This window comes from Mitsuaria sp. WAJ17 (genome assembly GCF_014174515.1).
Taxonomy (GTDB): Bacteria; Pseudomonadota; Gammaproteobacteria; order Burkholderiales; family Burkholderiaceae_C; genus Roseateles_B.
Genome location: NZ_JACJUG010000010.1, coordinates 152,797 through 178,010 on the forward strand (window position 1 = coordinate 152,797; position 25,214 = coordinate 178,010).

General features: G+C 67.0%; 19 protein-coding genes and 1 pseudogene. 4 read left to right on the forward strand and 16 right to left on the reverse strand.

Going from position 1 to position 25,214, the window contains the following annotated elements:
• Positions 1 to 50 precede the first annotated feature (50 nt).
• The 7 genes from H5407_RS10570 to H5407_RS10600 form a co-directional block, all read right to left on the reverse strand.
• The gene (locus H5407_RS10570; RefSeq protein ID WP_255501181.1) at positions 51 to 2,609 is read right to left on the reverse strand and encodes a FimV/HubP family polar landmark protein; all 2,559 of its coding nucleotides are present in this window, start codon (positions 2,607 to 2,609) and stop codon (positions 51 to 53) included.
• 250 nt (positions 2,610 to 2,859) lie between these two features.
• Complete coding sequence (gene asd, locus H5407_RS10575) at positions 2,860 to 3,990, reverse strand: aspartate-semialdehyde dehydrogenase (RefSeq protein ID WP_183104403.1); 1,131 nt, start codon at positions 3,988 to 3,990, stop codon at positions 2,860 to 2,862.
• A gap of 93 nt (positions 3,991 to 4,083) precedes the next feature.
• Positions 4,084 to 5,199, reverse strand: coding sequence for a 3-isopropylmalate dehydrogenase (leuB, locus tag H5407_RS10580; protein ID WP_183104404.1), 1,116 nt, complete (start codon positions 5,197 to 5,199; stop codon positions 4,084 to 4,086).
• Between the two features lie 24 nt (positions 5,200 to 5,223).
• A complete protein-coding gene (locus H5407_RS10585) occupies positions 5,224 to 5,502 on the reverse strand; it encodes a hypothetical protein (RefSeq protein ID WP_183104405.1) in 279 nt (92 codons plus the stop codon).
• Between the two features lie 28 nt (positions 5,503 to 5,530).
• Positions 5,531 to 6,175, reverse strand: coding sequence for a 3-isopropylmalate dehydratase small subunit (gene leuD, locus H5407_RS10590; RefSeq protein ID WP_183104406.1), 645 nt, complete (start codon positions 6,173 to 6,175; stop codon positions 5,531 to 5,533).
• A 9-nt stretch (positions 6,176 to 6,184) separates the two neighbouring features.
• Positions 6,185 to 7,597, reverse strand: coding sequence for a 3-isopropylmalate dehydratase large subunit (leuC, locus tag H5407_RS10595; protein ID WP_183104407.1), 1,413 nt, complete (start codon positions 7,595 to 7,597; stop codon positions 6,185 to 6,187).
• 33 nt (positions 7,598 to 7,630) lie between these two features.
• Positions 7,631 to 8,566, reverse strand: coding sequence for a LysR family transcriptional regulator (locus H5407_RS10600; RefSeq protein ID WP_183104408.1), 936 nt, complete (start codon positions 8,564 to 8,566; stop codon positions 7,631 to 7,633).
• Positions 8,567 to 8,765: 199 nt separating this feature from the next.
• Here H5407_RS10600 and H5407_RS10605 point away from each other — a divergent pair, with 199 nt between their 5' ends.
• Entirely contained in the window at positions 8,766 to 9,509 is a 744-nt protein-coding gene (locus tag H5407_RS10605; protein WP_183104409.1) for an ABC transporter substrate-binding protein, read from the forward strand.
• Between the two features lie 22 nt (positions 9,510 to 9,531).
• Here the strand turns inward: H5407_RS10605 and H5407_RS10610 are convergent, their stop codons facing one another.
• From H5407_RS10610 to scpA, 7 genes are all read right to left on the reverse strand, one after another.
• Positions 9,532 to 9,996 (reverse strand): VOC family protein, encoded by a 465-nt coding sequence (locus tag H5407_RS10610; protein ID WP_183104410.1) that lies wholly within the window; start codon positions 9,994 to 9,996, stop codon positions 9,532 to 9,534.
• A gap of 8 nt (positions 9,997 to 10,004) precedes the next feature.
• The gene (locus H5407_RS10615; RefSeq protein ID WP_183104411.1) at positions 10,005 to 12,080 is read right to left on the reverse strand and encodes an acetyl/propionyl/methylcrotonyl-CoA carboxylase subunit alpha; all 2,076 of its coding nucleotides are present in this window, start codon (positions 12,078 to 12,080) and stop codon (positions 10,005 to 10,007) included.
• 178 nt (positions 12,081 to 12,258) lie between these two features.
• On the reverse strand, positions 12,259 to 12,864 hold the full coding sequence (locus H5407_RS10620; RefSeq protein WP_183104412.1) for a hypothetical protein: 606 nt from the start codon (positions 12,862 to 12,864) through the stop codon (positions 12,259 to 12,261).
• Positions 12,865 to 12,871: 7 nt separating this feature from the next.
• Positions 12,872 to 14,404: an acyl-CoA carboxylase subunit beta gene (locus H5407_RS10625; protein ID WP_183104413.1), complete on the reverse strand. Its 1,533-nt coding sequence runs from the start codon at positions 14,402 to 14,404 to the stop codon at positions 12,872 to 12,874.
• A 10-nt stretch (positions 14,405 to 14,414) separates the two neighbouring features.
• Positions 14,415 to 15,509, reverse strand: coding sequence for a methylmalonyl Co-A mutase-associated GTPase MeaB (meaB, locus tag H5407_RS10630; protein WP_183104414.1), 1,095 nt, complete (start codon positions 15,507 to 15,509; stop codon positions 14,415 to 14,417).
• Positions 15,506 to 15,937: a GNAT family N-acetyltransferase gene (locus H5407_RS10635; RefSeq protein ID WP_183104415.1), complete on the reverse strand. Its 432-nt coding sequence runs from the start codon at positions 15,935 to 15,937 to the stop codon at positions 15,506 to 15,508. Before H5407_RS10635 ends, meaB begins: the two co-directional genes overlap by 4 nt.
• Positions 15,937 to 18,108 (reverse strand): methylmalonyl-CoA mutase, encoded by a 2,172-nt coding sequence (gene scpA / locus H5407_RS10640; protein ID WP_183104416.1) that lies wholly within the window; start codon positions 18,106 to 18,108, stop codon positions 15,937 to 15,939. Before scpA ends, H5407_RS10635 begins: the two co-directional genes overlap by 1 nt.
• A 143-nt stretch (positions 18,109 to 18,251) precedes the next feature.
• Here scpA and H5407_RS10645 point away from each other — a divergent pair, with 143 nt between their 5' ends.
• Together H5407_RS10645 and H5407_RS10650 are read left to right on the forward strand one after the other, a co-directional pair.
• Complete coding sequence (locus H5407_RS10645) at positions 18,252 to 18,902, forward strand: GntR family transcriptional regulator (protein ID WP_183104417.1); 651 nt, start codon at positions 18,252 to 18,254, stop codon at positions 18,900 to 18,902.
• Between the two features lie 254 nt (positions 18,903 to 19,156).
• Positions 19,157 to 20,119 carry a class I SAM-dependent methyltransferase gene (locus tag H5407_RS10650; protein WP_183104418.1) on the forward strand — a complete coding sequence of 321 codons (963 nt, stop codon included), beginning with the start codon at positions 19,157 to 19,159 and terminating at the stop codon, positions 20,117 to 20,119.
• Between the two features lie 61 nt (positions 20,120 to 20,180).
• Here the strand turns inward: H5407_RS10650 and H5407_RS10655 are convergent, their stop codons facing one another.
• Both H5407_RS10655 and H5407_RS10660 read right to left on the reverse strand, forming a co-directional pair.
• Entirely contained in the window at positions 20,181 to 20,825 is a 645-nt protein-coding gene (locus H5407_RS10655) for an acyltransferase (RefSeq protein ID WP_183104419.1), read from the reverse strand.
• Position 20,826: 1 nt separating this feature from the next.
• Complete coding sequence (locus H5407_RS10660; RefSeq protein WP_183104420.1) at positions 20,827 to 21,786, reverse strand: glycosyltransferase family A protein; 960 nt, start codon at positions 21,784 to 21,786, stop codon at positions 20,827 to 20,829.
• Positions 21,787 to 22,236: 450 nt separating this feature from the next.
• On the opposite strand from H5407_RS10660, the pseudogene H5407_RS10665 reads away from it, so the two are divergent.
• A pseudogene (locus H5407_RS10665) lies at positions 22,237 to 25,214 on the forward strand (heme utilization protein); the annotation flags it as partial.

The following is a 25,214-nucleotide window of genomic DNA, read 5'->3' on the forward strand; positions in this document are numbered from 1 at the left end:
GCGCCTTGTCATTGTCGCGGACATTGCGCCGCGCACGGTGGCTCCGCCGATCAGCGCAGCTCGTCCAGCATGGCCTGGGCCTTGGCGCGAAGACTGCCCTCGGCCTTCATCACCAATTCCTGCAGGACGTCGCGGGCACCCTCCACGTCACCGATCTGGCGGAATTCCTCAGCCAGTTCCAGCTGGCGCTGCAGGGGATCGCCTTCGTCGTCAGCCAACGCATCGATGGCATCGGCCAGTTGGTCAGCAGCGCTGCGGCCGGGGGCCTCAAGGCCATGCTGATCCACGACTGTGGCAGTGGGCGCCGGAGCGGCCGTCGCGGGCAGGTCGAGGTCGATGGACGACAGGTCGAAGTCCAGGCTCTGGGCATCCGGCGGCAGCGGGGCTGCCGCGGTGGCGGCATCGAAGTCACCCAGCTCGTTCAGGTCGAACTGCAGATCAGCTGCCGCCGCCTGGGCCGATTCCGGCAGCTTGGGCGCACCCAGATCCACATCCATGCGCAGGGGCGCCTGGGCCGCGGACACCGGCAGCGCCTGCGTGGCCTGCATGGAGGCGCTGGAGCCACCGAGATCGAGGTCCAGATCGAGATCCAGGCTGCTCGCCGGGCCCGGATCCATCGCCGGCGTACCCAACATGCCGGCGCTCGCAGGCAAGGTGGTCGCGTTCATAGGCTCAGGGCGCTGCTCGGCGTCACCAGCGGCCAATGCAGCTGGCATGCCACCAGGCTGGTACAGCGGATGCTCGGGGTCGATCTGGCGACCCAGTTCCTGCACCTTGGGCCAGTCTTCACCCTGGCCCTGGGTCTCGGCATAGAGCTGCGAGGCCAGTTGCTCATACGCCTTGGTGTCACGGCGCTTGGCGTAGACCTCCAGCAGCTTCAGGCGGATGGCCAGGCGCTCCGGATTGGCGCGCAGGGCCTCCTTCAGGATTTCCTCGGCCTGCAGGTCGCGACCATAGGCGAGATAGACGTCAGCTTCTGCGACCGGATCCACGTCTCCGATGGCATCGAGCTGGCTCAGCGAGTAGCTCATGGAGCTCTGGCTGGAATTACCCGACTCACGGGTGTCGATACGCTGGCCACCGCTGGCGCCGAAGAAGGAATCAGGCTGCAGGCGGCTTTCGGTGAAGGCGGTCTCGGCCTTGAATTCCGGACGGCGGTTGCGCAGGCGCATCAGTCCCAGGCCACCCAGGGCCACCACCAGCACGCCAGCCAGGATGGGCAGAATGGGGCCGTCGGTCAGTGAATCGATGAAGCTGGGCTCAGGCGCAGGTGCCGGAGCAGGCTTGGGGCGCGAGGCCGCAGGCTTGGGTCGGCTGGCCGCGGAAGCGGCCTCCGAGGCCGCCGGCGCGGCGGCGGACGCAGCCGGGCTGGGCGCGCTGGCAGGCGTGGGCATCGCGGCTGGCAGGGTCACTGCCGGTGCCGGTGCCGGTGCCGACGTGGGCGCAGGGGCCGGTGCCGGGGTCGGCGCAGGCGTGACGGTCGGCTTGGTCTGACTGGACAGCTTCTTCAGCTCTTCCACATTGCGGGTCAGCTCGGCGACGCGCGCAGCGGAGTCCTTCTTCTCGGTGTCCTTGGAGGCCTTGGCCTCAGTGCCAGTCGTGGCGCTGGGCTTGCTGAGTGTCAGCTTGTCCGGCGCGGCCGCGGCGGCGGGTTTCTTGTCGGCCACCTCGGCCTGCACGCGACCCTTGGCGGACTTGTCGCTCTCGTCCTGGCGGATCAGCGGTGCGCCCGAGGCCAGGCGCTGGCGGTAGCTGTTGAAGTCGGCGCTCTGGGCCTGGATGACCTGGCGGGCTTCGGCCGGGCTCAGCTCGCCCAGCTTCTCGCTGCCGGGCACCTTCAGCACCACGCCGGCCTTCAGCCGGTTCATGTTGTTGTCAACGAAGGCGTCGGGGTTGGCGCGGTAGAGCCCCACGAGCATCTGGTCCAGCGAGATGCCATCCACCTGCGTCTTGCCGGCAATGCGGGACAGAGTGTCACCCGGCTTCACCGCATAGTCGCTGGCGGCCGTCGGGTTCACCGGGGCGGGCGCTGGGGCGGGCTTGACCTCCGCACGAGGTGCCGGTGCGGTCACGGCAGGACGCTGCGTGGCCGGACGCTGGGGAGACTGGCTGGCCACGGACCTGGACTCCGCCGGGGCGGCGGCGATGACCGGCGCCGTGGTGACCTCGCTGGGCGCCGCCGGGCGGGCCAGCGCGGGCGGATCGAACAGCAGCGTGTATTCACGCGTCAGGCGGCCCGTGGACCAGTTCAGCTCCAGGATCAGATCGACGAAGGGCTCCTGCACGGCGCGATCACTGGTGATGCGCAGATAGGGGCGGCCGTCGGGGCGACGCAGCAGCTGGACCTGGGTGGAAGTCAGCACCGCATTGAATTCGACGCCACTGGCGCGGTAGACGTCCGGCGTAGCGATGCGCACCTTCAGCGAGCCGGCCTCGTCGGCCGTCATGCTGCTCACATCGATCTCGGCCTTGAGCGTCTCGCCCAGCGAAGACTGGACTTTTGAGCTCCCCAGCCCGAGGCCCCAGGCCTGCAAGCTGGCCAGAGACAAGGCGGCCACCGCAACGCGGGTCAAGGCAAAGCGCCCGAAAGCGCGAGAGTACTTGTTCAAGGCGTCCCCCAAAGCAACAAAGCGGGCACCCCAGGGTGTCCGCCTGTTTCGACGATGTTTGTTATGTGGATCACAGCCCTCGAGATGCTGTCGTACACGGCTTCAGCGCTGCAGAAATCACAACAGTGTCAAGCATATACGCCTGACAACTCATGCAAAGGCTGAATTTCACCCTTGACAAGCGTCTGGTTCACTACCGGTTACCAGCTGTCGCATGTGGGCAACGGGTAGTGAAGGCGAAGCAGGGATTTTACCGAGCCAGCAGGATGCGCAGCATGCGGCGCAGCGGCTCGGCCGCACCCCACAGCAGTTGGTCACCGATGGTGAAGGCGCCCAGGTACTCGGGGCCCATGGCCATCTTGCGCAGGCGGCCGACCGGGATGGTCAGGGTGCCGGTGACGGCCACTGGCGTCAGGTCCTGGATGGTGGCTTCCCGGGTATTGGGGACGACCTTCACCCATTGGTTGTCGGCGGCGATCATGGCCTCGACGTCAGCCAGCGGCACGTCCTTCTTCAGCTTGAAGGTCAGGGCCTGGCTGTGGCAGCGCATGGCACCGACGCGCACGCAGAAGCCGTCCACCGGCACGGCCGGCGAGCCGAAGCCCTCGCCCTGCCCCAGGATCTTGTTGGTCTCGGCCATGCCCTTCCACTCTTCGCGGGAGCTGCCATTGCCCAGGTCCTTGTCGATCCAGGGGATCAGCGAGCCGCCCAGGGGCACGCCGAAATTGGCCGTCTCGCTGGCGCTCAAGCCGCGCTGCTTGGCGATAATCTTGCGGTCGATCTCGAGAATGGCGCTCTTGGGATCTGCCAGCAGCTCCCGCACTTCGGCATTCAGGGTGCCGAACTGGGTGAGAAGCTCGCGCATGTGCTGGGCCCCGCCGCCAGACGCCGCCTGGTAGGTCTGGGTGCTCATCCACTCGACCAGGCCGGCCTTGTAGAGTGCGCCCACGCCCATCAGCATGCAGGAGACGGTGCAGTTGCCACCCACCCAGTTGCGGCCGCCCTTGGCCAGCGAATCCTTGATCACTGGCAGGTTGACAGGATCCAGGATGATGACGGCGTCGTCCTTCATGCGCAGCGTGGACGCGGCGTCAATCCAGTGGCCGTTCCAACCCGCGGCGCGCAGCTTGGGGAAGACCTCGCTGGTGTAGTCGCCGCCTTGCGCGGTGATGATGATCTCGCAGCGCTTCAGCTGCTCGACATCGAAGGCGTCCTGCAGCTTGGTTTCGTTCCTGGCCTGGGCCGGGGCCTGGCCACCGGCGTTGGAGGTGCTGAAGAACAGCGGTTCGATCAGGTCGAAATCGCCCTCGGCCGTCATGCGGTCCATGAGCACCGAGCCGACCATGCCACGCCAGCCCACCAAACCTACGAGAGTCGTCATCTTGCTTCCTTTGTCATCTCACACCACAAACCCTTCCGGTCCTTCTCCGGCTCGTTCGCCGGGTTTGTGGAGGCGAGACGAACCGGAGCTGGATCAGCCCTTAATGGTTTTGGTCATGGTGGCGCCCGCCACGGAATTCCCCGTGACAGCGGCAACCACGGCATCACCCATCTCGCGGGTGCTCACCTTGCGCGTGCCTTCCGAGTAGATGTCGGCGGTGCGCAGGCCCTGCGACAGCACGGATTGCACCGCAGCCTCGATACGGGCGGCGGCTTCCGGCTGGTTGAGGGAAAACTTGAGCATCATGGCAGCGGAGAGGATGGTGGCCAAGGGATTGGCAATCCCCTTGCCGGCGATGTCGGGCGCGCTGCCGTGGCTGGGCTCATACAGGCCCTGGTTGGCCGCATTCAGCGAGGCCGAGGGCAGCATGCCGATGGAACCCGTCAGCATGGCCGCTTCGTCGGACAGGATATCACCGAACATATTGCCGGTTACCACCACATCGAACTTCTTGGGCGCCTTCACGAGCTGCATCGCGGCGTTGTCCACGTACATATGCTCGAGCTCGACATCGGGGTACTGGGCATGGACCTCGGTGACCACGTCCTTCCAGAACTGGAAGGTCTCCAGCACATTGGCTTTATCGACGCTGGTGACCTTCTTGTGGCGCTTGCGGGCGGCCTGGAAGGCCACGTGGGCAATGCGCTCGATCTCCGGGCGCGAGTAGCGCATGGTGTCGAAGGCTTCCTCGGCACCGGGGAAATGGCCGTCCACGGCCGTACGGCGGCCGCGGGGCTGGCCGAAGTAGATGTCGCCGGTCAGCTCTCGGATGATGAGGATGTCCAGCCCGGCGACCAGCTCGGGCTTGAGGCTGGAGGCGTGGGTCAACTCGGGATAGCAGATGGCCGGACGGAAGTTGGCGAAGAGACCCAGTTCCTTGCGCAGGCCCAGGATGGCCTGCTCGGGGCGCAGGCGGCGCTCCAGGGTGTCGTACTTCCAGTCGCCCACGGCGCCGAAGAGCACGGCGTCCGCCGCCTTGGCCAGGGCCAGGGTGCTCTCGGGCAGCGGATGGCCGGCGGCCTCGTAGGCCGCGCCGCCCACGGGGGCGGTCTCCATCTCGAAGGGGAGGTCCAGGACCTTCAGCACCTTGACGGCTTCAGCGACGATCTCGGTGCCGATGCCATCGCCGGGCAGGATTGCGATCTTCATTGTGGGTCAGTCTCGAAAATGAGTTCAGTCGTCAGACAGCCAGTGGCTCAGGCGGTGCTCGCAGGCCTTGAACACCACATAGGCCATCATGGCCAGGAATCCGTTGAGCAGCAGCTCCAGCAGCTGGCGCAGTCCGCCCTCCACGATGGCGTCCCATCCGTGCTCTAGCAGGAAGCGGCCGTTGGCGGACAGCAGGTGGAAGAGATTGAGCGTGCCGATGCCGAAGGCGAAGAAGCTCAGCACCATCACGATAAAGGCCAGCCAGGGCCTGGCCAGCACCACGCGACGGAACCAGGTTCTCATGGCGGTCACGGCTGCCCCCTCGCCCGCCTCAGATGCGCCGGCCCAGCCAGGGCTTGACCAGCAGGCGCTCTGCCTCGAAGGCCTTGATCTTCTCGGCATGGCGCAGGGTCAGGCCGATGTCATCGAAGCCGTTGAGCAGGCAGTACTTGCGGAAGGGCTGCACGTCAAAGGGCAGCTCGGAGCCGTCGGGCTTGAGCACCACCTGGCGCGCCAGGTCCACCGTCAGCTGGTAGCCGGGGAAGGCATGGACCTCGTCGAACAGGCGCGCCACCTGGCTCTCCGGCAGCACGATGGGCAGGACGCCGTTCTTGAAGCAGTTGTTGAAGAAGATGTCGGCGAAGCTGGGCGCGATCAGCGCCCGGAAACCGTACTGCTCCAGGGCCCAGGGCGCGTGCTCGCGGCTGGAGCCGCAGCCGAAGTTGCTGCGGGCGATCAGGATGGAGGCCCCGGCATAACGAGCCTGGTTCAGCACGAAGTCCGGATTGGGCTTGCGCGAGGACGGGTCCTGGCCGGGCTCGCCCTTGTCCAGGTAGCGCCACTCGTCAAAGAGATTGGGGCCGAAGCCGGTACGCTTGATGGACTTCAGGAACTGCTTGGGGATGATGGCGTCGGTATCGACGTTGTCGCGATCCATGGGCGCGACCAGGCCCTTATGGAGGGTGAACTTTTCCATGACGGGGCCTCAGGCAATCTTGCGGACGTCGACGAAATGGCCTTGCATGGCCGCCGCTGCGGCCATGGCCGGGCTCACCAGGTGCGTGCGTCCGCCCGCCCCCTGCCGGCCTTCAAAATTGCGGTTGCTGGTCGAGGCGCAACGCTCGCCCGGCTCGAGCCGGTCAGCGTTCATAGCCAGGCACATGGAGCAGCCTGGCTCGCGCCACTCGAAGCCCGCGGCCTTGAAGACCTGGTCCAGGCCTTCGGCCTCGGCCTGCGCCTTCACCAGGCCCGAGCCCGGCACCACCAGGGCCAGACGCACATGACTGGCGATGCGGCCACCCAGGCGCTTGACCACGGCGGCGGCTTCACGCATGTCCTCGATGCGGCTGTTGGTGCACGAGCCGATGAAGACCTTGTCGATGCGGATGTCGCTGATCGCCTTGTTGGGCTCCAGAGCCATGTAGGTCAGGGCACGCTCGATGGCGCCGCGCTTGACGGCATCTTTCTCCTTGTCAGGGTCCGGCACACGGTCTTCGATGGACAGCACCATCTCGGGCGAGGTGCCCCAGGTGACCTGCGGGCGGATCTGGGCGGCGTCCAGCTCCACGGCGGCGTCGAAATGCGCGCCGGGATCGGAGTGCAGGGTGCGCCAGTAGCCAACGGCCTGCTCCCATTCGACGCCCTGCGGCGAGAAGGGGCGACCCTTGACGTAGTTGATGGTGGTGTCGTCCACCGCAACCAGGCCGGCGCGAGCGCCTGCCTCGATGGCCATGTTGCAGACGGTCATGCGGCCTTCCATGCTCAGGGCCCGGATGGCGGAGCCGGCGAACTCGATGGTGTAGCCCGTGCCGCCGGCCGTACCGATCTTGCCGATGATGGCCAGCACGATGTCCTTGGCGCCGACACCAGGCAAAACCTGACCCTCGACGCGCACCAGCATGTTCTTCGCCTTCTTGGCCAGCAGGGTCTGCGTGGCCAGCACGTGCTCGACCTCGGAGGTGCCGATGCCATGGGCCAGTGCGCCGAAGGCACCGTGGGTGGAGGTATGGCTGTCACCGCAGACCACGGTCATGCCGGGCAGCGTGGCGCCCTGCTCGGGGCCGATCACGTGCACGATGCCCTGGCGGCGGTCGCTCATCTTGAACTGGGTGATGCCGTGGCGGTCGCAGTTGGCATCCAGGGTATCGACCTGCAGGCGGGAGACCGGGTCGGCGATGCCGGCGCTGCGGTCGGTGGTGGGCACGTTGTGGTCGCTCACCGCCAGGTTGGCGGACAGGCGCCAGACCTTGCGGCCGGCCATGTCCAGCCCTTCGAAGGCCTGCGGGCTTGTCACCTCATGGACGAGGTGGCGGTCGATGTAGAGCACGGCCGTGCCGTCTTCCTCGGTGTGCACGACGTGCTCGTCCCAGAGCTTGTCGTAGAGGGTGCGTGCGCTCATGTGGGTCTCTCTGGCTGTGATGCGGCGGGCGGGTCAGGCGGTGCCGCGCAGGGGTTGAGTGGAGGCCGTGGTCTCGGTCCGGGTCTCGGGCGGGCACAGGGCGTCCACGAATCGCTGGACCACAGTGGGCAGGCGCTCCTGGCGCAGCACGCCCAGCACGTAGTCGCGCCGGGCCCAGTCTTCCTCCAGCCGCAGCTGGCGGACCTTGAAGACTTGGGCAAAACGTTCGGCCGGAGCCTGGGGCAGCACGGCGACGCCCAGGCCCGATTCCACGAGCTGGGCAATGGCATCGAAGCCGCGCACCTGCAGCCGCGCGTTGAGGGTGCGACCGCGGGCCAGAGCCTGCTCGCGCATCAGCTCCTGGGCGGCGGCGCCGGCATGCAGGCCGACGAGGTCGTAATCCAGAAGCTCGTCAAAGCTGATCGAGGCGCGGTCCGCCAGGACGTGACCTTCCGGCACCAGCACGGCCAGCCGGCCGGAGCGGTAGTTGAAGGTCTGCATGCGGCTGTCCAGCAGCGGCGCGGTGAAGACGCCCACATCGGCGCGCCCTTCCGCCACGGCGGCCTGCACCTCGGCGCTGGTCAGGTCTTCCAGGCTGATGCGGATCTGCGGGTGGGCCTGCGAGAAGGCCACCAAGTCCGGCGGCAGGGCCTCGGCGATGGCGCCGCTGTTGGCCACGATGCGCAGATGCCCCTTGATGCCGCGGGCGAACTCCATCACCTCGCTTTCCAGTGCATGCAGCGAGGCATGCAGGGAACGGATGTGGCGCACCAGCGCACGGCAGGCCTCGGTGGGCTCGACGCCGCGGGCGCGGCGCTCGAACAGTTGCACCCCCAGGCGCGTCTCCAGGTCGGAAATCCGCTTGGAGGCGGCAGCCAGCGCGAGGTGCTCGCGCTCCGCGCCGCGGGTGATCGAACGGGTCTGTTCAATCGCCAGCACGAGGTTCAGGGTGGTGAGGTCGAGTCGCATGGTGAGTGGCCTTGGCAGTAATTTAGTCTTCGCGGAAGACTTTGTTACTACCCAATCACCCAAACAAGCCTTCGCGCAAAGCGAAGCATACACGATGGAGGGGGGACTGGCGAACCCGCGCGAACCAGCCTCGCGCGCCGCCGCGGTCCCGGTCACCTCACTGCAATTTGACTGTCCCTGCTCCCTCCAGGAAGTGCCCATGCACAGATCGCTGCCGGGTGTACGCCTTTTAGTCGCTGCCGGCCTCTGGCTGGCCCTGGGCACCGCGGCCGGGCCCGCCCGCGCGGCGGACTACACGGTCGGCATCGAAGACCTGAACCTGTATCCGATTGCCCGGGGTCGCGCCGGCAGCTACGAAGGCTTCGCGAGGGACGTGCTGGACGCGTTCGCCCGCTCTGCCGGCCATCGCTTTCACTACAAGGTGCTGCCCGTCCAGCGCCTGACGGCCGCCCACCTGGCCGGCGAGGTCGATCTCGTCTTTCCCGACGAGCCCAGATGGCATGCCGAGCAGAAGGACCAGGCCCCGCTGCTCTATTCCTTTGATGTGGTGACCTTTCAGGATGCCGTCATGGTGCGCCCGCCGCCCGGACAAGCCCTGCGCTCATTGGGCCTGGTGCATGGATTCACACCGTGGAAGTTCCAGGAGAGCATCCGGGTCGGCGGGCTTCGGGCGGAAAGCGCCATCGAGCCCGCCAGCCTTCTGAAGATGGTGCTGCGCGGCAGGATAGACGGGGCCTACATGCCACTGGAAGTCGCCAGCTACCAGCTCCAGGAAATGGGCGTGCCCGGTGCCCTGGTGCCAGACACCGTCCTGATGCCCCTGAAGACCTCGCATTACCGTGCATCCAGCCTGCGCCAGCACGAGCTGATCAGGGCGCTGAACCGTTTCGTCACCCAGGAAGCCGGCCTGATTGAGCAGTTGCGCGAGCGCTACCGCCTCTGATCAAGCCGGCCAGGGAACGATCTCAGCCCAGCGCGGCCACGACCTCCGGCGGCGCCTGCACCAGCTCGATCAGCACCCCTTCCCCGCCGATGGGGAACTCGTCGTTGCTCTTGGGATGGATGAAGCAGATGTCAAAGCCCGCAGCGCCCTTGCGGATGCCGCCAGGCGCGAAACGCACGCCATTCGCGCTCATCCACTCGACGGCCTTGGGCAGGTCATCCACCCACAGGCCGACGTGGTTGAGCGGCGTGGCGTGCACGGCCGGCTTCTTCTCAGGGTCCAGAGGCTGCATGAGATCGACCTCGACCTTGTGCGGGCCGCTGCCGATGGCGCAGATGTCCTCGTCCACGTTCTCGCGCTCGGAGACAAAGTTGCCGGTCACAGCAAGGCCCAGCACATCGACCCACAGCTTGCGCAGGGCCTGCTTGTCGGGACCGCCGATGGCGATCTGCTGGATACCGAGGATTCGATAGGGTTTGGTGCTCATGGCGCGGTTCACTCGAAGCGAAGGATGGGCTGGTCAACGGACAGGCTCTCGCCCGTCTTCGCCATGACTTCGGCCACCTTCACGTCGCGTTCGGCGACCAGGATGTTCTCCATCTTCATGGCTTCGATCACGGCCAGCCGCTCGCCGGCCTGCACCATCTGGCCCGGCTGCACCGCGACGTGCACCAGGAGGCCCGGCATGGGCGAGAGCAGGAACTTGCTGGTGTCGGGCGGCGCCTTGTAGGGCATCAGCTTGAGCAGTTCTGCGGCGCGACGTGGCAGCACGGTGACATCCATCGCGAAGCCGTTGTGGCTGATGCGGTAGGCCAGCGGATTCTTTCCGGCCCCGCGCTCGGCCTGGGCCACGAAGGGCTGCCCGTTGACCGTGCCGTCCAGGCGGATGTCATTGAGGCGCGAGTTGCAAACGATCAGGTAGCGTTGGCCGCCCACCTCGACCGTGGCCTCGCCCTTGTGACCCACGAACTCCGACACATGGACTGCATGGTGCGTGTGCTGGCCGGCGCCCTCGTTCACCACGGCCACGCAGTCGCTGTCGATGCGCACCTCATGGCCGGGCAGTTGGCCGCTGATGCCGGCGGCGCGCTCGCGGGTCTTGCGGCGGATGAAGGCCGCCAGCGCCACCAGGAAGCGCGGGTCCGCATGCGGCACGTCTTCGGCACGGAAGCCGCCGCCGTAATGCTGCGCGATGAAGCCGGTGTTGAAGTTGCCGCTGACGAAGTCCGGGTGCGCCAGCAGCGCGGCCTGGAAGGGGATGTTGCTGGAGATGCCGCGGATCACGAACCCGTTGAGCGCCTCGCGCATCTTCGCGATGGCCTCGTTGCGGTCCTTCCCGTGCACGATGAGCTTGGCGATCATCGAGTCGTAGAACATCGGGATCTCGCCCCCCTCCTGCACGCCAGTGTCCACGCGCACGCCGCCGAAGGACGCCAGGGCATAGGCCTGGCCCTGCAGCGTCGGCGTGCCCTGCTCCAGGTCGGCGGCCGGCGGCTGGTACTTCACCAGGCGGCCGGTAGAGGGCAGGAAGTTGCGGAAGGGATCCTCGGCATTGATGCGGCACTCGATGGCCCAGCCTTCCTTGCGGATGTCGGCCTGGCCGAAGCCCAGCTTCTCGCCGGCGGCCACGCGAATCATCTGCTCGACAAGATCCAGGCCCGTGATGCACTCGGTGACCGGGTGCTCCACCTGCAGGCGGGTGTTCATCTCGAGGAAATAGAAGTCCTGGTTCTTGCCGACCACGAACTCCACCGTGCCCGCGCTCTGGTACTTCACCGCCTTGGCCAGGGCCACTGCCTGCTCGCCCATGGCCTGGCGGGTGGCGTCGCTGATGAAGGGCGACGGTGCCTCCTCGATCACTTTCTGATGGCGGCGCTGGATGGAGCACTCGCGCTCGTGCAGGTAAACCACGTTGCCGTGCGCATCGCCCAGCACCTGGATCTCGATGTGGCGCGGCTGCTCGACGAACTTCTCCATGAAGACGCGGTCATCGCCAAAGCTGTTGCGCGCCTCGTTGCGGCAGGAGCTGAAGCCCTCGAAGCACTCCTTGTCGTTGAAGGCCACGCGCAGGCCCTTGCCACCGCCGCCGGCGCTGGCCTTGATCATGACCGGATAACCGATCTTCTTCGCAATCTCGACAGCCTCCTCGGGCGAGAGGATGGGCTCGTTGTGACCGGGGATCGTGCTGACCTTGGCTTCGTTGGCCAGCTTCTTTGAGGCGATCTTGTCGCCCATGGCCGCGATGGAATAGTGCTTGGGGCCGATGAAAACGATGCCCTCCTCCTCGCAGCGGCGGGCGAAGTCCTCGTTCTCGGACAGGAAGCCGTAGCCCGGATGCAGGGCCTCGGCGCCGGTGGCCTTGCAGGCGGCGATGATCTTGTCCGCCGCGAGGTAGGACTCACGGCTCGGGGCCGGGCCCAGCAGCACAGACTCGTCGGCCAGCTCAACGTGGCGGGCGTCCTTGTCGGCCTCAGAATAGACGGCGACGGTCTGGATGCCCATCTTGCGGGCCGTCTTGATCACGCGGCAGGCGATTTCACCCCGGTTGGCAATCAGGATCTTCTTAAACATGCTGTGCCCCCGTGGTGAACTCGCCTGCACGACCGGCTGCGCCGGCCGCCACGCAATGTGTCGCTGACGCGACCGCGCCAGAGGCGCGAACACCCCGGTTCGCGATGAGGATCTTCTTAAACATGGTGCCTCCAAGCTGGCAGAGCGCCAGCCTTCGATTCGAATTTCAGACAGTGGTTCATGGGCGCGCCCCAGCCCCGCGCGCCTGCAGGCAGCGCGCGACCCAACGTTCCTGGCGCTCGCGCATCCAGCGGCTGGCGGCCTCCCTGCGGGGTGCGGCGCCTTCGTAGCTGAAGCGCAGCATGGCTTGCGCCCGCCCCTGCTCGACGCCGTCGGCCAACGCCGCCGTGCCCTCGCTCAGGTCGCGGCGGGCGTCCGGCAGGGCCACGCCATCCACGCGGTAGAGCAGGATCACCGGCAGCGTGTCCAGGTCGGCCCCACACAGCGCGCGCTGCTCGGGCGGGCTGTGCGGTGCCAGGCGGGCCGCGCAGCGCTCGAAGCCCTGCTCCGCCCAGTGACGCAGGCGATCGCCATCGACCTCACCGGCCTCACCAGCCTCGGTCAACTGCTCGCGCCACCAGGCCTGATCCTCGACAGCCACGCCACCGGTCTGCGCCAGCGCCATCAGCGCCGCGAGGCCCTCCTCGGTGTGACGGGCCGCCAGCAGGTCCAGGCTCTGCGACGGCAGCGCCCGCAGCGCCACGCAGGCGCCCACGTCCGCAGGGGATGCGGGCGTGGCAGCGGCAGGCGTCAGGGCGGCCATGAGCAGGAGCGCAGGCAGCATCGTTGCGTCAGAGAGGGATGTTGCCGTGCTTGCGCCACGGGTTCTCGAGCTTCTTGTCCTTGAGCATCACCAGCGAGCGGCAGATGCGCTTGCGCGTCTCGTGCGGCTGGATGACGTCGTCGATGAAGCCCCGGGCGCCCGCCACAAAGGGGTTGGCGAAGCGGGCCTTGTACTCGGCCTCGCGGGCCGCCAGCTTGGCTGGGTCGCCCTTGTCTTCGCGGAAGATGATCTCCACCGCGCCCTTGGCGCCCATCACCGCGATCTCGGCATTGGGCCAGGCGAAGTTGACGTCGCCACGCAGGTGCTTGGACGCCATCACGTCGTAGGCGCCGCCATAGGCCTTGCGGGTGATGACGGTGACCTTGGGCACGGTGCACTCGGCATAGGCGTACAGCAGCTTGGCGCCGTGCTTGATGATGCCGCCGTACTCCTGCGAGGTGCCAGGCATAAAGCCGGGCACATCGACGAAGGTGATCACCGGGATGTTGAAGGCGTCGCAGAAGCGCACGAAGCGGGCGGCCTTGATGGAGCTCTTGATGTCCAGGCAGCCGGCCAGCACCAGCGGCTGGTTGGCCACGATGCCCACCGTCTGGCCGTCCATGCGGGCGAAGCCGGTGAGGATGTTCTTGGCGTACTCGGGCTGCAGCTCGAAGAAGTCCCCGTCGTCGACGACCTTCAGGATCAGCTCCTTCATGTCATAGGGCTTGTTGGGGTTGTCCGGCACCAGGGTGTCCAGCGAGAGGTCCATGCGGCTGCCGGGATCGCCGCTGGGACGGCTCGGCGGCTTCTCGCGGTTGTTCAGCGGCAGGTAGTTGAAGAAGCGCCGCAGCATCATGATGGCCTCGACGTCGTTCTCGAAGGCCAGGTCCGCCACGCCGCTCTTGCTGCTGTGGGTGCCGGCGCCGCCCAGTTCCTCGGCCGTGACTTCCTCATGCGTCACCGTCTTCACCACCTCGGGGCCGGTGACGAACATGTAGGAGCTGTCCTTCACCATGAAGATGAAGTCGGTCATGGCCGGCGAGTACACGGCGCCACCGGCACAGGGGCCCATGATCAGGCTGATCTGTGGGATCACGCCGGAGGCCAGCACGTTCTTCTGGAACACGTCGGCATAGCCGCCAAGGGAGGCCACGCCTTCCTGGATGCGCGCACCGCCGGAGTCGTTGAGGCCGATCACCGGAGCGCCAACCTTCATGGCCTGGTCCATGATCTTGCAGATCTTCTCGGCATGCGACTCCGACAGCGCGCCGCCGAAGACGGTGAAGTCCTGGCTGAAGCAGAAGGCCAGGCGGCCGTTGATCATGCCGTAGCCCGTCACCACGCCGTCGCCGGGGATCTTGTTGTCGGCCATGCCGAAGTCCACGCAGCGGTGCTCGACGAACATGTCCCATTCCTCGAAGGTGCCTTCGTCGAAGAGCAGCTCGATGCGCTCGCGCGCCGACAGCTTGCCCTTGGCGTGCTGGGCGGCGATGCGCTTCTCGCCACCGCCCAGCCGCGCCTTGGCGCGCTTCTCTTCAAGCATTTGTTGGATGTCGTGCATAACGGTCCTTTCACGGGGCAGTGCCGGGAGCTGCCTGCGAGGCAAGACCTGGCACCTGGGAACTGGGGGAGTCGGAGGTCGGGAGCGCCGGGCCGGGCGCAGAGGCCGGGCCGTGGAATGCGTTGAGCAGCTCGCGGGCAGCCGTCGAGGGTGCCAGGCGGCCGGCGAGCACTCGCTCGGTGGCCTCGGGCAGGCGCGCGCGCACGGTGGCATCGGCCATGAAGGCGGCCTTGAGCCCGCCCTGGATGCGTTCCCACATCCAGGACAAGGCCTGCTTCTGGCGCTTCTCGGCCCAGCGTCCGCCGGAAGTCTGCAGCTGACGGAACTGCTCGACTGCAGCCCAGAACTCGCTCAGGCCCTGGAACTTGAGTGCACTGAGCTGCAGGGCCTTGGGGTGCCACAGCGTCTCGTCATGCGCTGCATGCTCGGGCCGGCCGTGCATGCCCAGCAGACGCAGCGAAGACATGATCTGGGCCTGGGCTCGGGTGGCCGCCGCCGGGTCCACGTCGGCCTTGTTGATCACCACCAGGTCGGCCAGCTCCATGACGCCCTTCTTGATGGCCTGGAGCTCGTCGCCGGCGTTGGGCAGTTGCAGCAGCACGTACATGTCGGTCATGCCGGCCACGGCGGTCTCGCTCTGGCCCACGCCGACGGTCTCGACGATGACCACGTCGAAGCCGGCGGCCTCGCAGACCAGCATGGCCTCGCGCGTCTTCTCAGCCACGCCGCCCAGCGTGCCGCTGCTGGGGCTGGGACGAATGTAGGCACGCTCGTCCATGGAGAGGCGCTCCATGCGGGTCTTGTCCCCGAGGATGGACCCACCCGAGACCGTGCTCGACGGGTCCACGGCCAGCACCGCCACGCGGTGGCCGCGCTCGATCAGGAAGAGGCCCAGCCCCTCGATGAATGTGCTCTTGCCCACCCCGGGCACGCCCGAGATTCCGAGCCGCAGCGAGCGGCCCGTGTGAGGCAGCAACTCACCGAGCAGGGCGTCGGCCTGGGCGCGGTGGTCGGCGCGGGTGGATTCCAGCAGCGTGATGGCCTTGGCCATGGCGCGGCGTTGGGCCGGGCCGGGGCTGCCAACGATGAGCGGGGCGAGGCTCATGCGGCGCCTGCCTTCCAGCAGTAGTCGATGTCAACGTCGCTTTCGCCCACCGCGACAAAGCCCTCGCGCACATAGAAGCGGTTGGCGTCGCTGAGCTTCAGTGCCGAGAGATGGATGTCCCGGCCCTGCCGCTTGAGGCCGTCCAGCACCCAGCGTCCCACGCCCTGCCCCTGGGCGCCCGGGCGGATGTACAGATGCTCCAGCCTCATCGTGCCGTCGGCCAGGGGCTTGACGGTGAAGAAGCCGATGCGCTGGCCATCGCGCTCGATGTGCTGCATGGCGGCGGGCTCGAACTGAGAGGCCAGGCGCTCGCGCGCCCGCTGTGGATCGAAGCGGCCGAGCCGCTCCAGGCTCTCGCGCAGGGCCTCGATGCGAAGCGCCAGCATCGCCTCGAAGTCCTCGGCCGCGACCGGCGCCAGCTTCAGCATCAGGCGGCCACCGTGGCTTTGCGGATCTGCTCCAGCACGTCCTTGGCACTGGCCGGGATGGGCGTGCCGGGGCCGTAAATGCCCTTGACACCGGCTTCGTAGAGGTAGTCGTAGTCCTGCTGCGGGATCACGCCGCCGACGAAGACGATGATGTCATCCGCGCCCTGCTTCTTCAGCTCGGCGATGATGGCCGGCACCAGGGTCTTGTGGCCAGCGGCGAGGGTCGAGACGCCCACGGCATGCACGTCGTTCTCGATGGCCTGACGAGCGCATTCCTCGGGGGTCTGGAACAGCGGGCCCATGTCCACGTCGAAGCCCAGGTCGGCATAGGCGGTGGCCACGACCTTGGCGCCGCGGTCATGGCCGTCCTGGCCCAGCTTGGCGATCATGACGCGAGGCCGACGGCCTTGATCGTCGGCAAAGGCCTGAATCTCGGCCTGCAGCTTGGCCCAGCCCTCAGCGGAATCGTAGGCGGCGGCATACACCCCGGTCACCTTTTGCGTGTCGGCACGGTGGCGACCATACACCGACTCCAGCGCATCCGACACCTCGCCCACCGTGGCGCGCAGGCGAATGGCCTTGATGGACAGGTCCAGCAGATTGCCCTGCCCGCTCTTCGCGGCCTCGGTCAGCGCGGTCAGCGCGGCCTGCACAGCGGCGCTGTCGCGGCTGGCCCGTGTGGACTGCAGGCGGGAGATCTGGGCGTCGCGCACCTTGAGGTTGTCCACCTCCAGGATCTCGACGGGGTCTTCCTTGGCCAGGCGGTACTTGTTGACGCCCACGATGACGTCCTTGCCCGAGTCGATGCGGGCCTGCTTCTCGGCTGCGCTGGCCTCGATCTTGAGCTTGGCCCAGCCCGAGTCCACGGCCTTGGTCATGCCACCCATGGCCTCGACTTCCTCGATGATGGCCCAGGCCTTGTCCGCCATGTCCTGGGTCAGGGACTCCATCAGGTAGCTGCCGGCCCAGGGATCGACGACGTTGGTGATGTGGGTCTCTTCCTGGATGATCAGCTGCGTGTTGCGAGCGATGCGCGCGCTGAATTCGGTGGGCAGGGCGATGGCTTCGTCCAGCGAGTTGGTGTGCAGGCTCTGCGTGCCGCCGAAGACTGCGGCCATGGCCTCGATGGTGGTGCGCACCACGTTGTTGTAGGGATCCTGTTCGGTGAGGGACCAGCCCGAGGTCTGCGAGTGCGTGCGCAGCATCAGGCTCTTGGGGTTCCTGGCGTTGAAGCCCTTCATGATCCGGCACCACAGCAGGCGCGCGGCCCGCATCTTGGCGATCTCAAGATAGAAGTTCATGCCCACGGCCCAGAAGAAGGACAGACGGCCGGCGAAGTCGTCCACATCGAGGCCCTTGGCCAGGGCGGTCTTCACATATTCCTTGCCGTCGGCCAGGGTGAAAGCCAGCTCCAGCGCCTGGTTGGCACCCGCTTCCTGCATGTGGTAGCCCGAGATCGAGATCGAGTTGAACTTGGGCATGTTCTGGCTCGTGTACTCGATGATGTCGCCGATGATCTTCATCGACGGCTCAGGCGGGTAGATGTAGGTGTTGCGGACCATGAACTCCTTGAGGATGTCGTTCTGGATGGTGCCGCTCAACTTGTCCTGCGAAACGCCCTGCTCCTCTGCCGCGACCACATAGCCGGCCAGCACCGGCAGCACGGCGCCGTTCATGGTCATGGAGACGGAGACCTTGTCCAGCGGGATGCCGTCGAACAGGATCTTCATGTCCTCCACGGAGTCGATCGCCACGCCGGCCTTGCCCACGTCGCCCGTCACGCGGGGGTGATCACTGTCATAGCCGCGATGGGTGGCCAGGTCGAAGGCCACCGAAACGCCCTGCCCGCCGGCGGCCAGCGCCTTGCGATAGAAAGCATTGGATTCCTCGGCTGTGGAGAAACCGGCGTACTGGCGGATCGTCCAGGGGCGCACCGCGTACATGGTGGCCTGGGGGCCGCGCAGGAAGGGCTCGAAGCCCGGCAGCGTGTCGGCGTGCGGCAGGCTGGCCGTGTCCGCCGCGGTGTAGAGCGGCTTGACGGTGATGCCCTCGGGCGTCACCCAGTTCAGGGCCGAGACATCGCCCCCCGGAGCCGACTTGGCGGCGGCCTTGTGCCACTGCTCCAGCGTAGCGGCAGCGAATTCTTGCTTGGCGTTGGACGAATCAGACATTGACAACTCCTGAAGGCCACGCATCATAGCGCCTTCGTTATTCATAATTATGAATTCAAATTTGACTACACTCTGACAGCATCGGCCTCCCGCAGTGCTTTTGTGCTGGCGGCCTCCTTCGACGTCCAACACCGCAGCCCACCATGCCGGTCTCCACCCCGTTTGCCCAGCGTCCGCTCTATGAGGAAGTGGCCGAACAGCTGCGCCAACGCATCTTCAGCCGCCAACTGGAGCCGGGCAGTTGGATCGACGAACTCAAGCTCTGCGGCGAACTGGGCATCAGCCGCACGCCCATGCGGGAGGCGCTGAAGGTGCTGGCCGTCGAGGGCCTGGTGACCATGCGCCCGCGCCGTGGCGCCTATGTGACCGAGATGTCGGAGCGCGACGTGCGCGAGGCCTACCAGCTGCTGGCCCTGCTGGAGAGCGACGCCGCGGCGCGGGTGTCCCAACGGGCCACCGCCGAGGAACTGGCCGAGCTGCAGGCCCTGCATGCCCAGCTGGAGGCCGCCATTGGCGAGCGCGAGCGCTTCTTCGCCCTCAACGAGGCCTTCCATCTGCGCCTGCTGGAACTGGAGGGCAACCGCTGGCGCCAGCAGATCGTGACCGACCTGCGCCGGGTGATGAAGCTCAACCGCCATCACTCGCTCTTCAAGCAGGGCCGCCTGGCGGAATCGCTCCAGGAGCACCGGGACCTCATGCAGGCCCTGGTCGAGCGCCGCCCGGACCAGGTGGCTCAGCGCATGAGGCTGCATTTCGAGAATGGGCTCAATGCGGCGGCGCCGCAGGCGGCCTGACGCCCCCCCCCAATCTTCCAGCGCGCGCATCAGCGCCGGAGATCGAATTCGTGCAAGTGCGCGGCGGCCCCCGCAGCCCGGCGAGGCTCCATCCCATGCATGAGACCCAGCCACACCCCAAACGCTGGAATTGCCCCCTCCCCCACCCTGTCCTGCGCAGATCAGCCCGCCCCGGCCAAGGCAGACTGCGCAGGATGCAGTGCCATGCCCGTGCCGGCCGCGCTGCCCCAAGTCCACGGACAGGAGCCCCTCCCATGCTCAGCAATGAAGAACTGGCGCAGGCCGCCAAGGAATGGTGGTACTACACGGTCGAGCTTTCTCCCGGCCTCGTCGCCCAGGGCACCTATCCGCCCGACTTCCCCTACATGCCCCGCATGCTCATGCGCCAGGCACATCTCCAGGGCCAGGACTGCCTGGACCTGGGCAGCATGGAAGGCGTCATCCCGGTGCTGATGAATCGCAAGGGCGCCCGCCGCGTGCTGGCCACCGACGCCGTGCCCCACTGCGCACAGAAGATGGACTGGCTCAAGAAGGCCTATAAGGCCGACTGGGACTTCCGCGAGGTCGGCCTCATGTACGACTTGCACCAGAAGCTGGCCGACGAGGGAAGCTTCGACTACGTCAACCTCTCCGGCGTGCTCTACCACGTGTTCTCGCCCATGCACACGCTGGCCTGCGCCCGCCCGCTGGTAAAGAAGAACGGCCTCTTCATGCTCTCGACCAATGTGGTCAACGAGCAGTCCGACGTGATGCACTTCAACACCGGCGGCAAGCTGCAGACCGAGCCCAACACCTTCTGGTATCCCTCGATCCCGCTGCTGGAGTACATGCTGCGCTACTTCAACTTCGCGCCCATCGACTGCCTCTACAGCCGCCACCCCTCCGATGCCGCGCTCTACGTGCCGGGCAAGGAATGCGGCTTCATCTCCATCGTCTGCCGCGCCGTGGACCGCGGCACCGCCCTCCCCCCCGACGACAGCTGGGCGCGCCGCTCCATGCTGGGCAGTTGGGAGTACACCGGTCTGTCGCCCCAGAAGCACGGCGCCGAGCAGCCGGTGTCCGCCATCGGCTACGACGTGCCCGAAGCCCTGCAGGCCCAGGTCGCGCAGAAGGGTTCCATCGACCTCTACCTGGCCGTCAACGAGCATGGCCGCCGCGTCGTGCGCGCCACCCGTGCGCAAGACACCTATCTGCTGCGCCTCAACGACGAGTCCTGAGCCCGCCGCCAAAAAGCACCAAGGGCGCCGCGAGCGCCCTTTTCCCTGCCTGCCGATTGCATCAGTCCTGCGGCACCGGCCCCAGCACCCGGGCCGGATTGCCCCCCACCATGGTCATGGGCGGCGCCTCGAAGCCCGGCGTCAGCACGGCCCCAGCGGCGATGATGCAGCCGTCGCCGATCCTCACGCCCTTCAGGATCGTCACCCGCGCGCCAATGAAGACCTGGCTGCCGATTTCCACCCCGCGCGGCCAGGGATCCGGTGAGCGGCGGTGCGCCAGGCGCAGGTCATGCAAATGGCTGTCGAAGACCTGCAGCTCCTGGCCCACCAGACAGTCTGCACCAAAACGGATGAAGGCCCCCTCCGAGATCAGCACGCAGCGGTTGTTGAAAACCGTGCCCGGGCCGATATCGATCAGCGACTCCGGCGTGCGGGACTCGAAGTAGCCGCAGGACAGGCTGCCCGGCGAGCGCGGCACGCCGAAAACCGCCCGGTTGCTGAGCCTGAAGGCCCCGGCCCCCTTGAAGACCGTGGGCGTCAGCACGTTGATCGTGCGCGGCCCCTCGCCGACCAGCTCCACCCGCTGCTTGTCCGAGGTGTGGAAGAAGAAGTGCACCAGCAGCGCCCGCACGGCGCCCTCCAGCTCCAGCGGCGGCATGCGGCCGATCAGGCCGCGCCAGCGTTCCAGGCGTTGCATCAGGGTCATCTCAGAAACCGTGGTGTGTGAGAAAGGCCTGCCAGGCGTTCATGAAATCCTCGCCGGCTGTTGCGTCCTGCTGTGCCATGCGCATCAGCAGTACAGCAAACGGTTGCATGTCTTCCTGACCGCCATAGCGCGCCATCAGGGCCTGGGCGATGCCCTCGTAGCAGAGCCTGGCCTGGGACTCGTTCATGCGTCCCAGGCGCTGCAGCCCGACGCCCAGTGCTGCATAGCCCAGGTGGGCCGCCTTCATGTGCTTGCCGTTGACCTGCGCCGAGTGCCCCTCGCCACCGGCGCGGAAATAGCCCAGGCGGTCCTGGATGTAGGCGATGGGCTGGCGCAGACTGGCAGCGATGAAGAAGCCCAGGTCCCACAGGCCGGCGTAGGAGACGCCGCCAAACTGGGTGTCTGCCAGCAGCCCGGCGTGCTCGGCCCGGATCACGCAGTTCGAAAATTCTCCCAGCCAATTCTGGCAATAAGGCACGGTACTGGAGATCAGAGCCATGGGGCCGACCGACATCATGCGGGCCTGAGCATGGAAGATCCCATCCGGGATGGGCATGCCCTCGATGGGTTGCCCCTTTTCGTTTGCCGTCCAACGCGCGCTGATGCTGCAGGAGATTGCCTCTCCTGTGGCATGTGCCAGGCGGTGCTGGGCATAGAAGTCGGGGTAGATGACGTCGTCGTCCAGGTGGATATGGAAGAGTTCGGACTGGCCTCCCCAGAGCTTCACCAGGTGCTTGAAGTTCTCATAGGCACCCGCGCGCGGCCCAGGATGTATCTCCAGGGGCAGCCGGGACGCGAACCTGGCCAGCGGCCCCTCCTTCAGCAAGGCGCCGAAGCTGCCGTCAGGGCTGTCGTCCGACACGATCACCCGCTCGGCAGGGCGCGTCTGGGTCAGCAGGCCCGTCAGCAGCTCCGCGAGGTATTTGGTCTTGTAGGCCGGGATGAGTGTGGTGATCTGCATAAGCGCATCAATGGATCGGTCCGGGCGCATGCCGGGCCCCATCATCGACGCCATTGGAGCCGGGTCCAGCCGCACCCATGGCGGGAACAGACAAGTATTGCAACAGCTTTTGCCGGCTTTACCAGCGCCTGCCCGCCCCTAGCATCGCCGGGCGAGTTATTTCCAGGCTGCATCCGGGCTTCTGCCCGCGGGCCAACGCTGAAATCCGTGAAAAACCTCCGCACTTTCGACCCTGCCGCCCCGTCCCCGGTGTTGGGGGCGTGCCTGCGCTCAAGTTTGCGCGGGGCGGGTCGAAATCCGACTGAAGCGGGAAAAGTCCCGCGCAACGCATTGATTGACATTGATGGTCAGGAAGTGGCGTACGGGCCCCCGCCAGGGCGTCCGGACCCGCACTTCCCCAGCACCCGAGCTTGCAGGCCGGGCGTCCAGCAATAACCAAGTGAGCACACCATGGCGTCATTGATCACCACCCTGTCGACCGACCAGATCGCTGCCCTGTCGACCCAAACGCTGGCCAAGCTCACGACGGAAGACTGGGCCGCCTTCAGCAGCGACCAGATCATCGCCCTGACCACACAGCAGGTGGCCTCGCTGGGCACCTTCGCGATCAACTCGCTGGCCAGCGACCAGATCGCCCGCTTCGAGACCAGCGACCTGCGCGTCCTCAGCACGGCGGCCCTGCGCGCGATGTCCGACGCCAAGCTGGGCGCCCTGGCCTCGGACCAGATCGGCGCGCTGACCACCACCCAGGTTGCCGCCCTGAGCACCAGTCAGATCAAGGGACTGGGCAGCGACGACTTCCAGGCCTTGACCACGGACCAGTACAAGGCCCTGACCTCGACCCAGGTCTCCGCCCTCAGCTCGGACCAGATCCCTTTGATCCAGACGGAAGACCTGCGCCAGATCTCCACCGCCGCGCTGAAGGCATTGAGCTCCGACCAGATCGCCGCCCTGGGCTCCGACCAGATCGGCGCACTGACCACCAGTCAGGTCGCCAGCCTGACCACCTCGCAGATCCGGGGCATGGGCAGCGATGACCTCAATGCCCTGGGCACCGACCAATTCAAGGTGCTGACCTCGGCACAGGTCGCCGCTATCGGCACCGACCAGATCAAGACACTGCAGACCGAGGACCTGGCCTCGATCAATACCGCGGCCCTGCGCGGCATGAGTTCGGTCCAGCTTGCCGCCCTGACCACCGACGAGGTGGTCGCGCTGACCACGGCCCAGGCCGCCGCGCTGACCAGCAACCAGGTGACCGGCTTCAGCAGCGACCAGCTGGCCAAGCTGGAATCGGACGACCTGAGGGCGCTGAGCACCAGCGCCCTGCGCAATTTCAGCAGCGACCAGATCCGCAGCCTGAGCTCCGACCAGGTGTCCCAACTGACCACGGCCCAGGCCGCTGCCCTGACCAGCAGCCAGGTGGGCGCACTCAACACCGAGGACGTCGTCGCCCTGACCACGGCCCAGGCCGCTGCCCTGAGCAGCGCACAGGTCAAGGGCCTGAGCACCGAGCAGATGGCCGTGCTGGAGACCGACGACCTGCGCGCCCTCAGCACCGCGGCCATCAAAGCCCTGGGCACCGAGCAGATCGCCGCCCTGGGCTCCGACCAGATCGGCGCGCTCACCACCGCCCAGGTGGCCTCGCTGACCACCGCGCAGATCCGCGGCATGGGCAGCGACGACCTCAACGCCCTGGGCACCGACCAGTTCAAGGTGCTCACCAGCGCCCAGGTCGGCGCCCTGAGCTCCGACCAGGTCAAGACCCTGCAGACCGAGGACCTCGCCTCCATCAACACCGCGGCCCTGCGCGGCATGAACTCGGCCCAACTGGCCGCCTTGACCACCGACGAGATCGTGGCCCTGACCACGGCCCAGGCCGCCGCGCTCACCAGCAATCAGGTCGGCGGTCTCACCAGCGACCAGTTGCTGAAGCTGGAAACCGATGACCTGCGTGCCCTCAGCACCGCCACCATCAAGGCCCTCAGCAGCGAGCAGCTCGCCGCCCTGAGCTCCGACCAGTTGGCCACGCTGACCACCGCCCAGGTCGCCGCCCTGACCACGGCGCAGCTGCGCGCCCTGTCCAGCGACGACCTCAACGCCCTGGGCACGGACCAGTTCAAGGTCTTGACCAGCACCCAGGTGGGTGCGCTGAGCTCCGACCAACTCAAGGCCCTGCAGACCGAGGACTTCGCCTCCATCAACACCGCGGCCCTGCGTGGCCTGAACTCGGCCCAGATCGGCGCCCTGGGTACGAACGAGATCGTGGCCTTGACGACGGCCCAGGCTGCCGCGCTCACCAGCAGCCAGGTCGGCGGCCTCACCAGTGACCAGATCGCCAAGATCGAGACCGATGACTTGCGGGCCCTCAACACGGCCACCATCAAGGCCCTGGGCAGCGAGCAGATCGCCGCCCTGACGTCCGACCAGATCGTGACCCTGACCACGGCCCAGGTCGCGGCCCTGACCACCACCCCTGGCAACCAATTCGGCGGTTTCTCGACCGACGAGATCAAGGCCCTGACCACCGCCCAGGCCGCGGCGCTCACCAGCGCACAGGTCAAGGGTTTGAGCACCGACCAGGTGGCCGCGCTGGAGACCGATGATCTGCGCGCCATCAGCACCGCTGCCATCAAGGCCCTCAGCACCGAGCAGATCGCCGCCCTGGGCTCCGACCAGATCGGCGCGCTCACCACCGCCCAGGTGGCCTCGCTGACCACCGCGCAGATCCGCGGCATGGGCAGCGACGACCTCAACGCCCTGGGCACCGACCAGTTCAAGGTGCTCACCAGCGCCCAGGTCGGCGCCCTGAGCTCCGACCAGGTCAAGACCCTGCAGACCGAGGACCTCGCCTCCATCAACACCGCGGCCCTGCGCGGCATGAACTCGGCCCAACTGGCCGCCTTGACCACCGACGAGATCGTGGCCCTGACCACGGCCCAGGCCGCCGCGCTCACCAGCGCCCAGGTGGCCGGCCTGACCAGCGACCAGATTGTCAAGATCGAGACCGACGACCTGCGGGCCATGAGCACCGGGGCCATCCGCGCCCTGTCCAGCGAGCAGATCGCCGCGCTGACCAGCGACCAGATCGTGGCCATGACCTCGGCCCAGATCGCGGCCCTGGCCACCACCCCGGCCAACCAGTTCGGCGGCCTGAGCACCGATGAGATCAAGGCCCTGACCACCGCGCAGGCCGCGGCGCTCACCAGCAGCCAGATCCGTGGCTTCAGCAGCGACCAGATCGCCGCCCTGGAGACCGACGACCTGCGCGCACTGAACACCGCCACCCTGCGTGCCATGGGCACCGAGCAGATCGCCGCCCTGGGCTCCGACCAGATCGGCGCGCTCACCACCGCCCAGGTGGCCTCGCTGACCACCGCGCAGATCCGCGGCATGGGCAGCGACGACCTCAACGCCCTGGGCACCGA

Coding starts and splice junctions, on each gene's coding strand:
- asd (WP_183104403.1), bottom strand. CDS start 3,990: ATGACGACTCTCGTAGGTTTGGTGGGCTGGCGTGGCATGGTCGGCTCG.
- leuB (WP_183104404.1), bottom strand. CDS start 5,199: ATGAAGATCGCAATCCTGCCCGGCGATGGCATCGGCACCGAGATCGTC.
- H5407_RS10585 (WP_183104405.1), bottom strand. CDS start 5,502: ATGAGAACCTGGTTCCGTCGCGTGGTGCTGGCCAGGCCCTGGCTGGCC.
- leuD (WP_183104406.1), bottom strand. CDS start 6,175: ATGGAAAAGTTCACCCTCCATAAGGGCCTGGTCGCGCCCATGGATCGC.
- leuC (WP_183104407.1), bottom strand. CDS start 7,597: ATGAGCGCACGCACCCTCTACGACAAGCTCTGGGACGAGCACGTCGTG.
- H5407_RS10600 (WP_183104408.1), bottom strand. CDS start 8,566: ATGCGACTCGACCTCACCACCCTGAACCTCGTGCTGGCGATTGAACAG.
- H5407_RS10605 (WP_183104409.1), top strand. CDS start 8,766: ATGCACAGATCGCTGCCGGGTGTACGCCTTTTAGTCGCTGCCGGCCTC.
- H5407_RS10610 (WP_183104410.1), bottom strand. CDS start 9,996: ATGAGCACCAAACCCTATCGAATCCTCGGTATCCAGCAGATCGCCATC.
- H5407_RS10615 (WP_183104411.1), bottom strand. CDS start 12,080: ATGTTTAAGAAGATCCTGATTGCCAACCGGGGTGAAATCGCCTGCCGC.
- H5407_RS10620 (WP_183104412.1), bottom strand. CDS start 12,864: ATGCTGCCTGCGCTCCTGCTCATGGCCGCCCTGACGCCTGCCGCTGCC.
- H5407_RS10625 (WP_183104413.1), bottom strand. CDS start 14,404: ATGCACGACATCCAACAAATGCTTGAAGAGAAGCGCGCCAAGGCGCGG.
- meaB (WP_183104414.1), bottom strand. CDS start 15,509: ATGAGCCTCGCCCCGCTCATCGTTGGCAGCCCCGGCCCGGCCCAACGC.
- H5407_RS10635 (WP_183104415.1), bottom strand. CDS start 15,937: ATGCTGAAGCTGGCGCCGGTCGCGGCCGAGGACTTCGAGGCGATGCTG.
- scpA (WP_183104416.1), bottom strand. CDS start 18,108: ATGTCTGATTCGTCCAACGCCAAGCAAGAATTCGCTGCCGCTACGCTG.
- H5407_RS10645 (WP_183104417.1), top strand. CDS start 18,252: ATGCCGGTCTCCACCCCGTTTGCCCAGCGTCCGCTCTATGAGGAAGTG.
- H5407_RS10650 (WP_183104418.1), top strand. CDS start 19,157: ATGCTCAGCAATGAAGAACTGGCGCAGGCCGCCAAGGAATGGTGGTAC.
- H5407_RS10655 (WP_183104419.1), bottom strand. CDS start 20,825: ATGACCCTGATGCAACGCCTGGAACGCTGGCGCGGCCTGATCGGCCGC.
- H5407_RS10660 (WP_183104420.1), bottom strand. CDS start 21,786: ATGCAGATCACCACACTCATCCCGGCCTACAAGACCAAATACCTCGCG.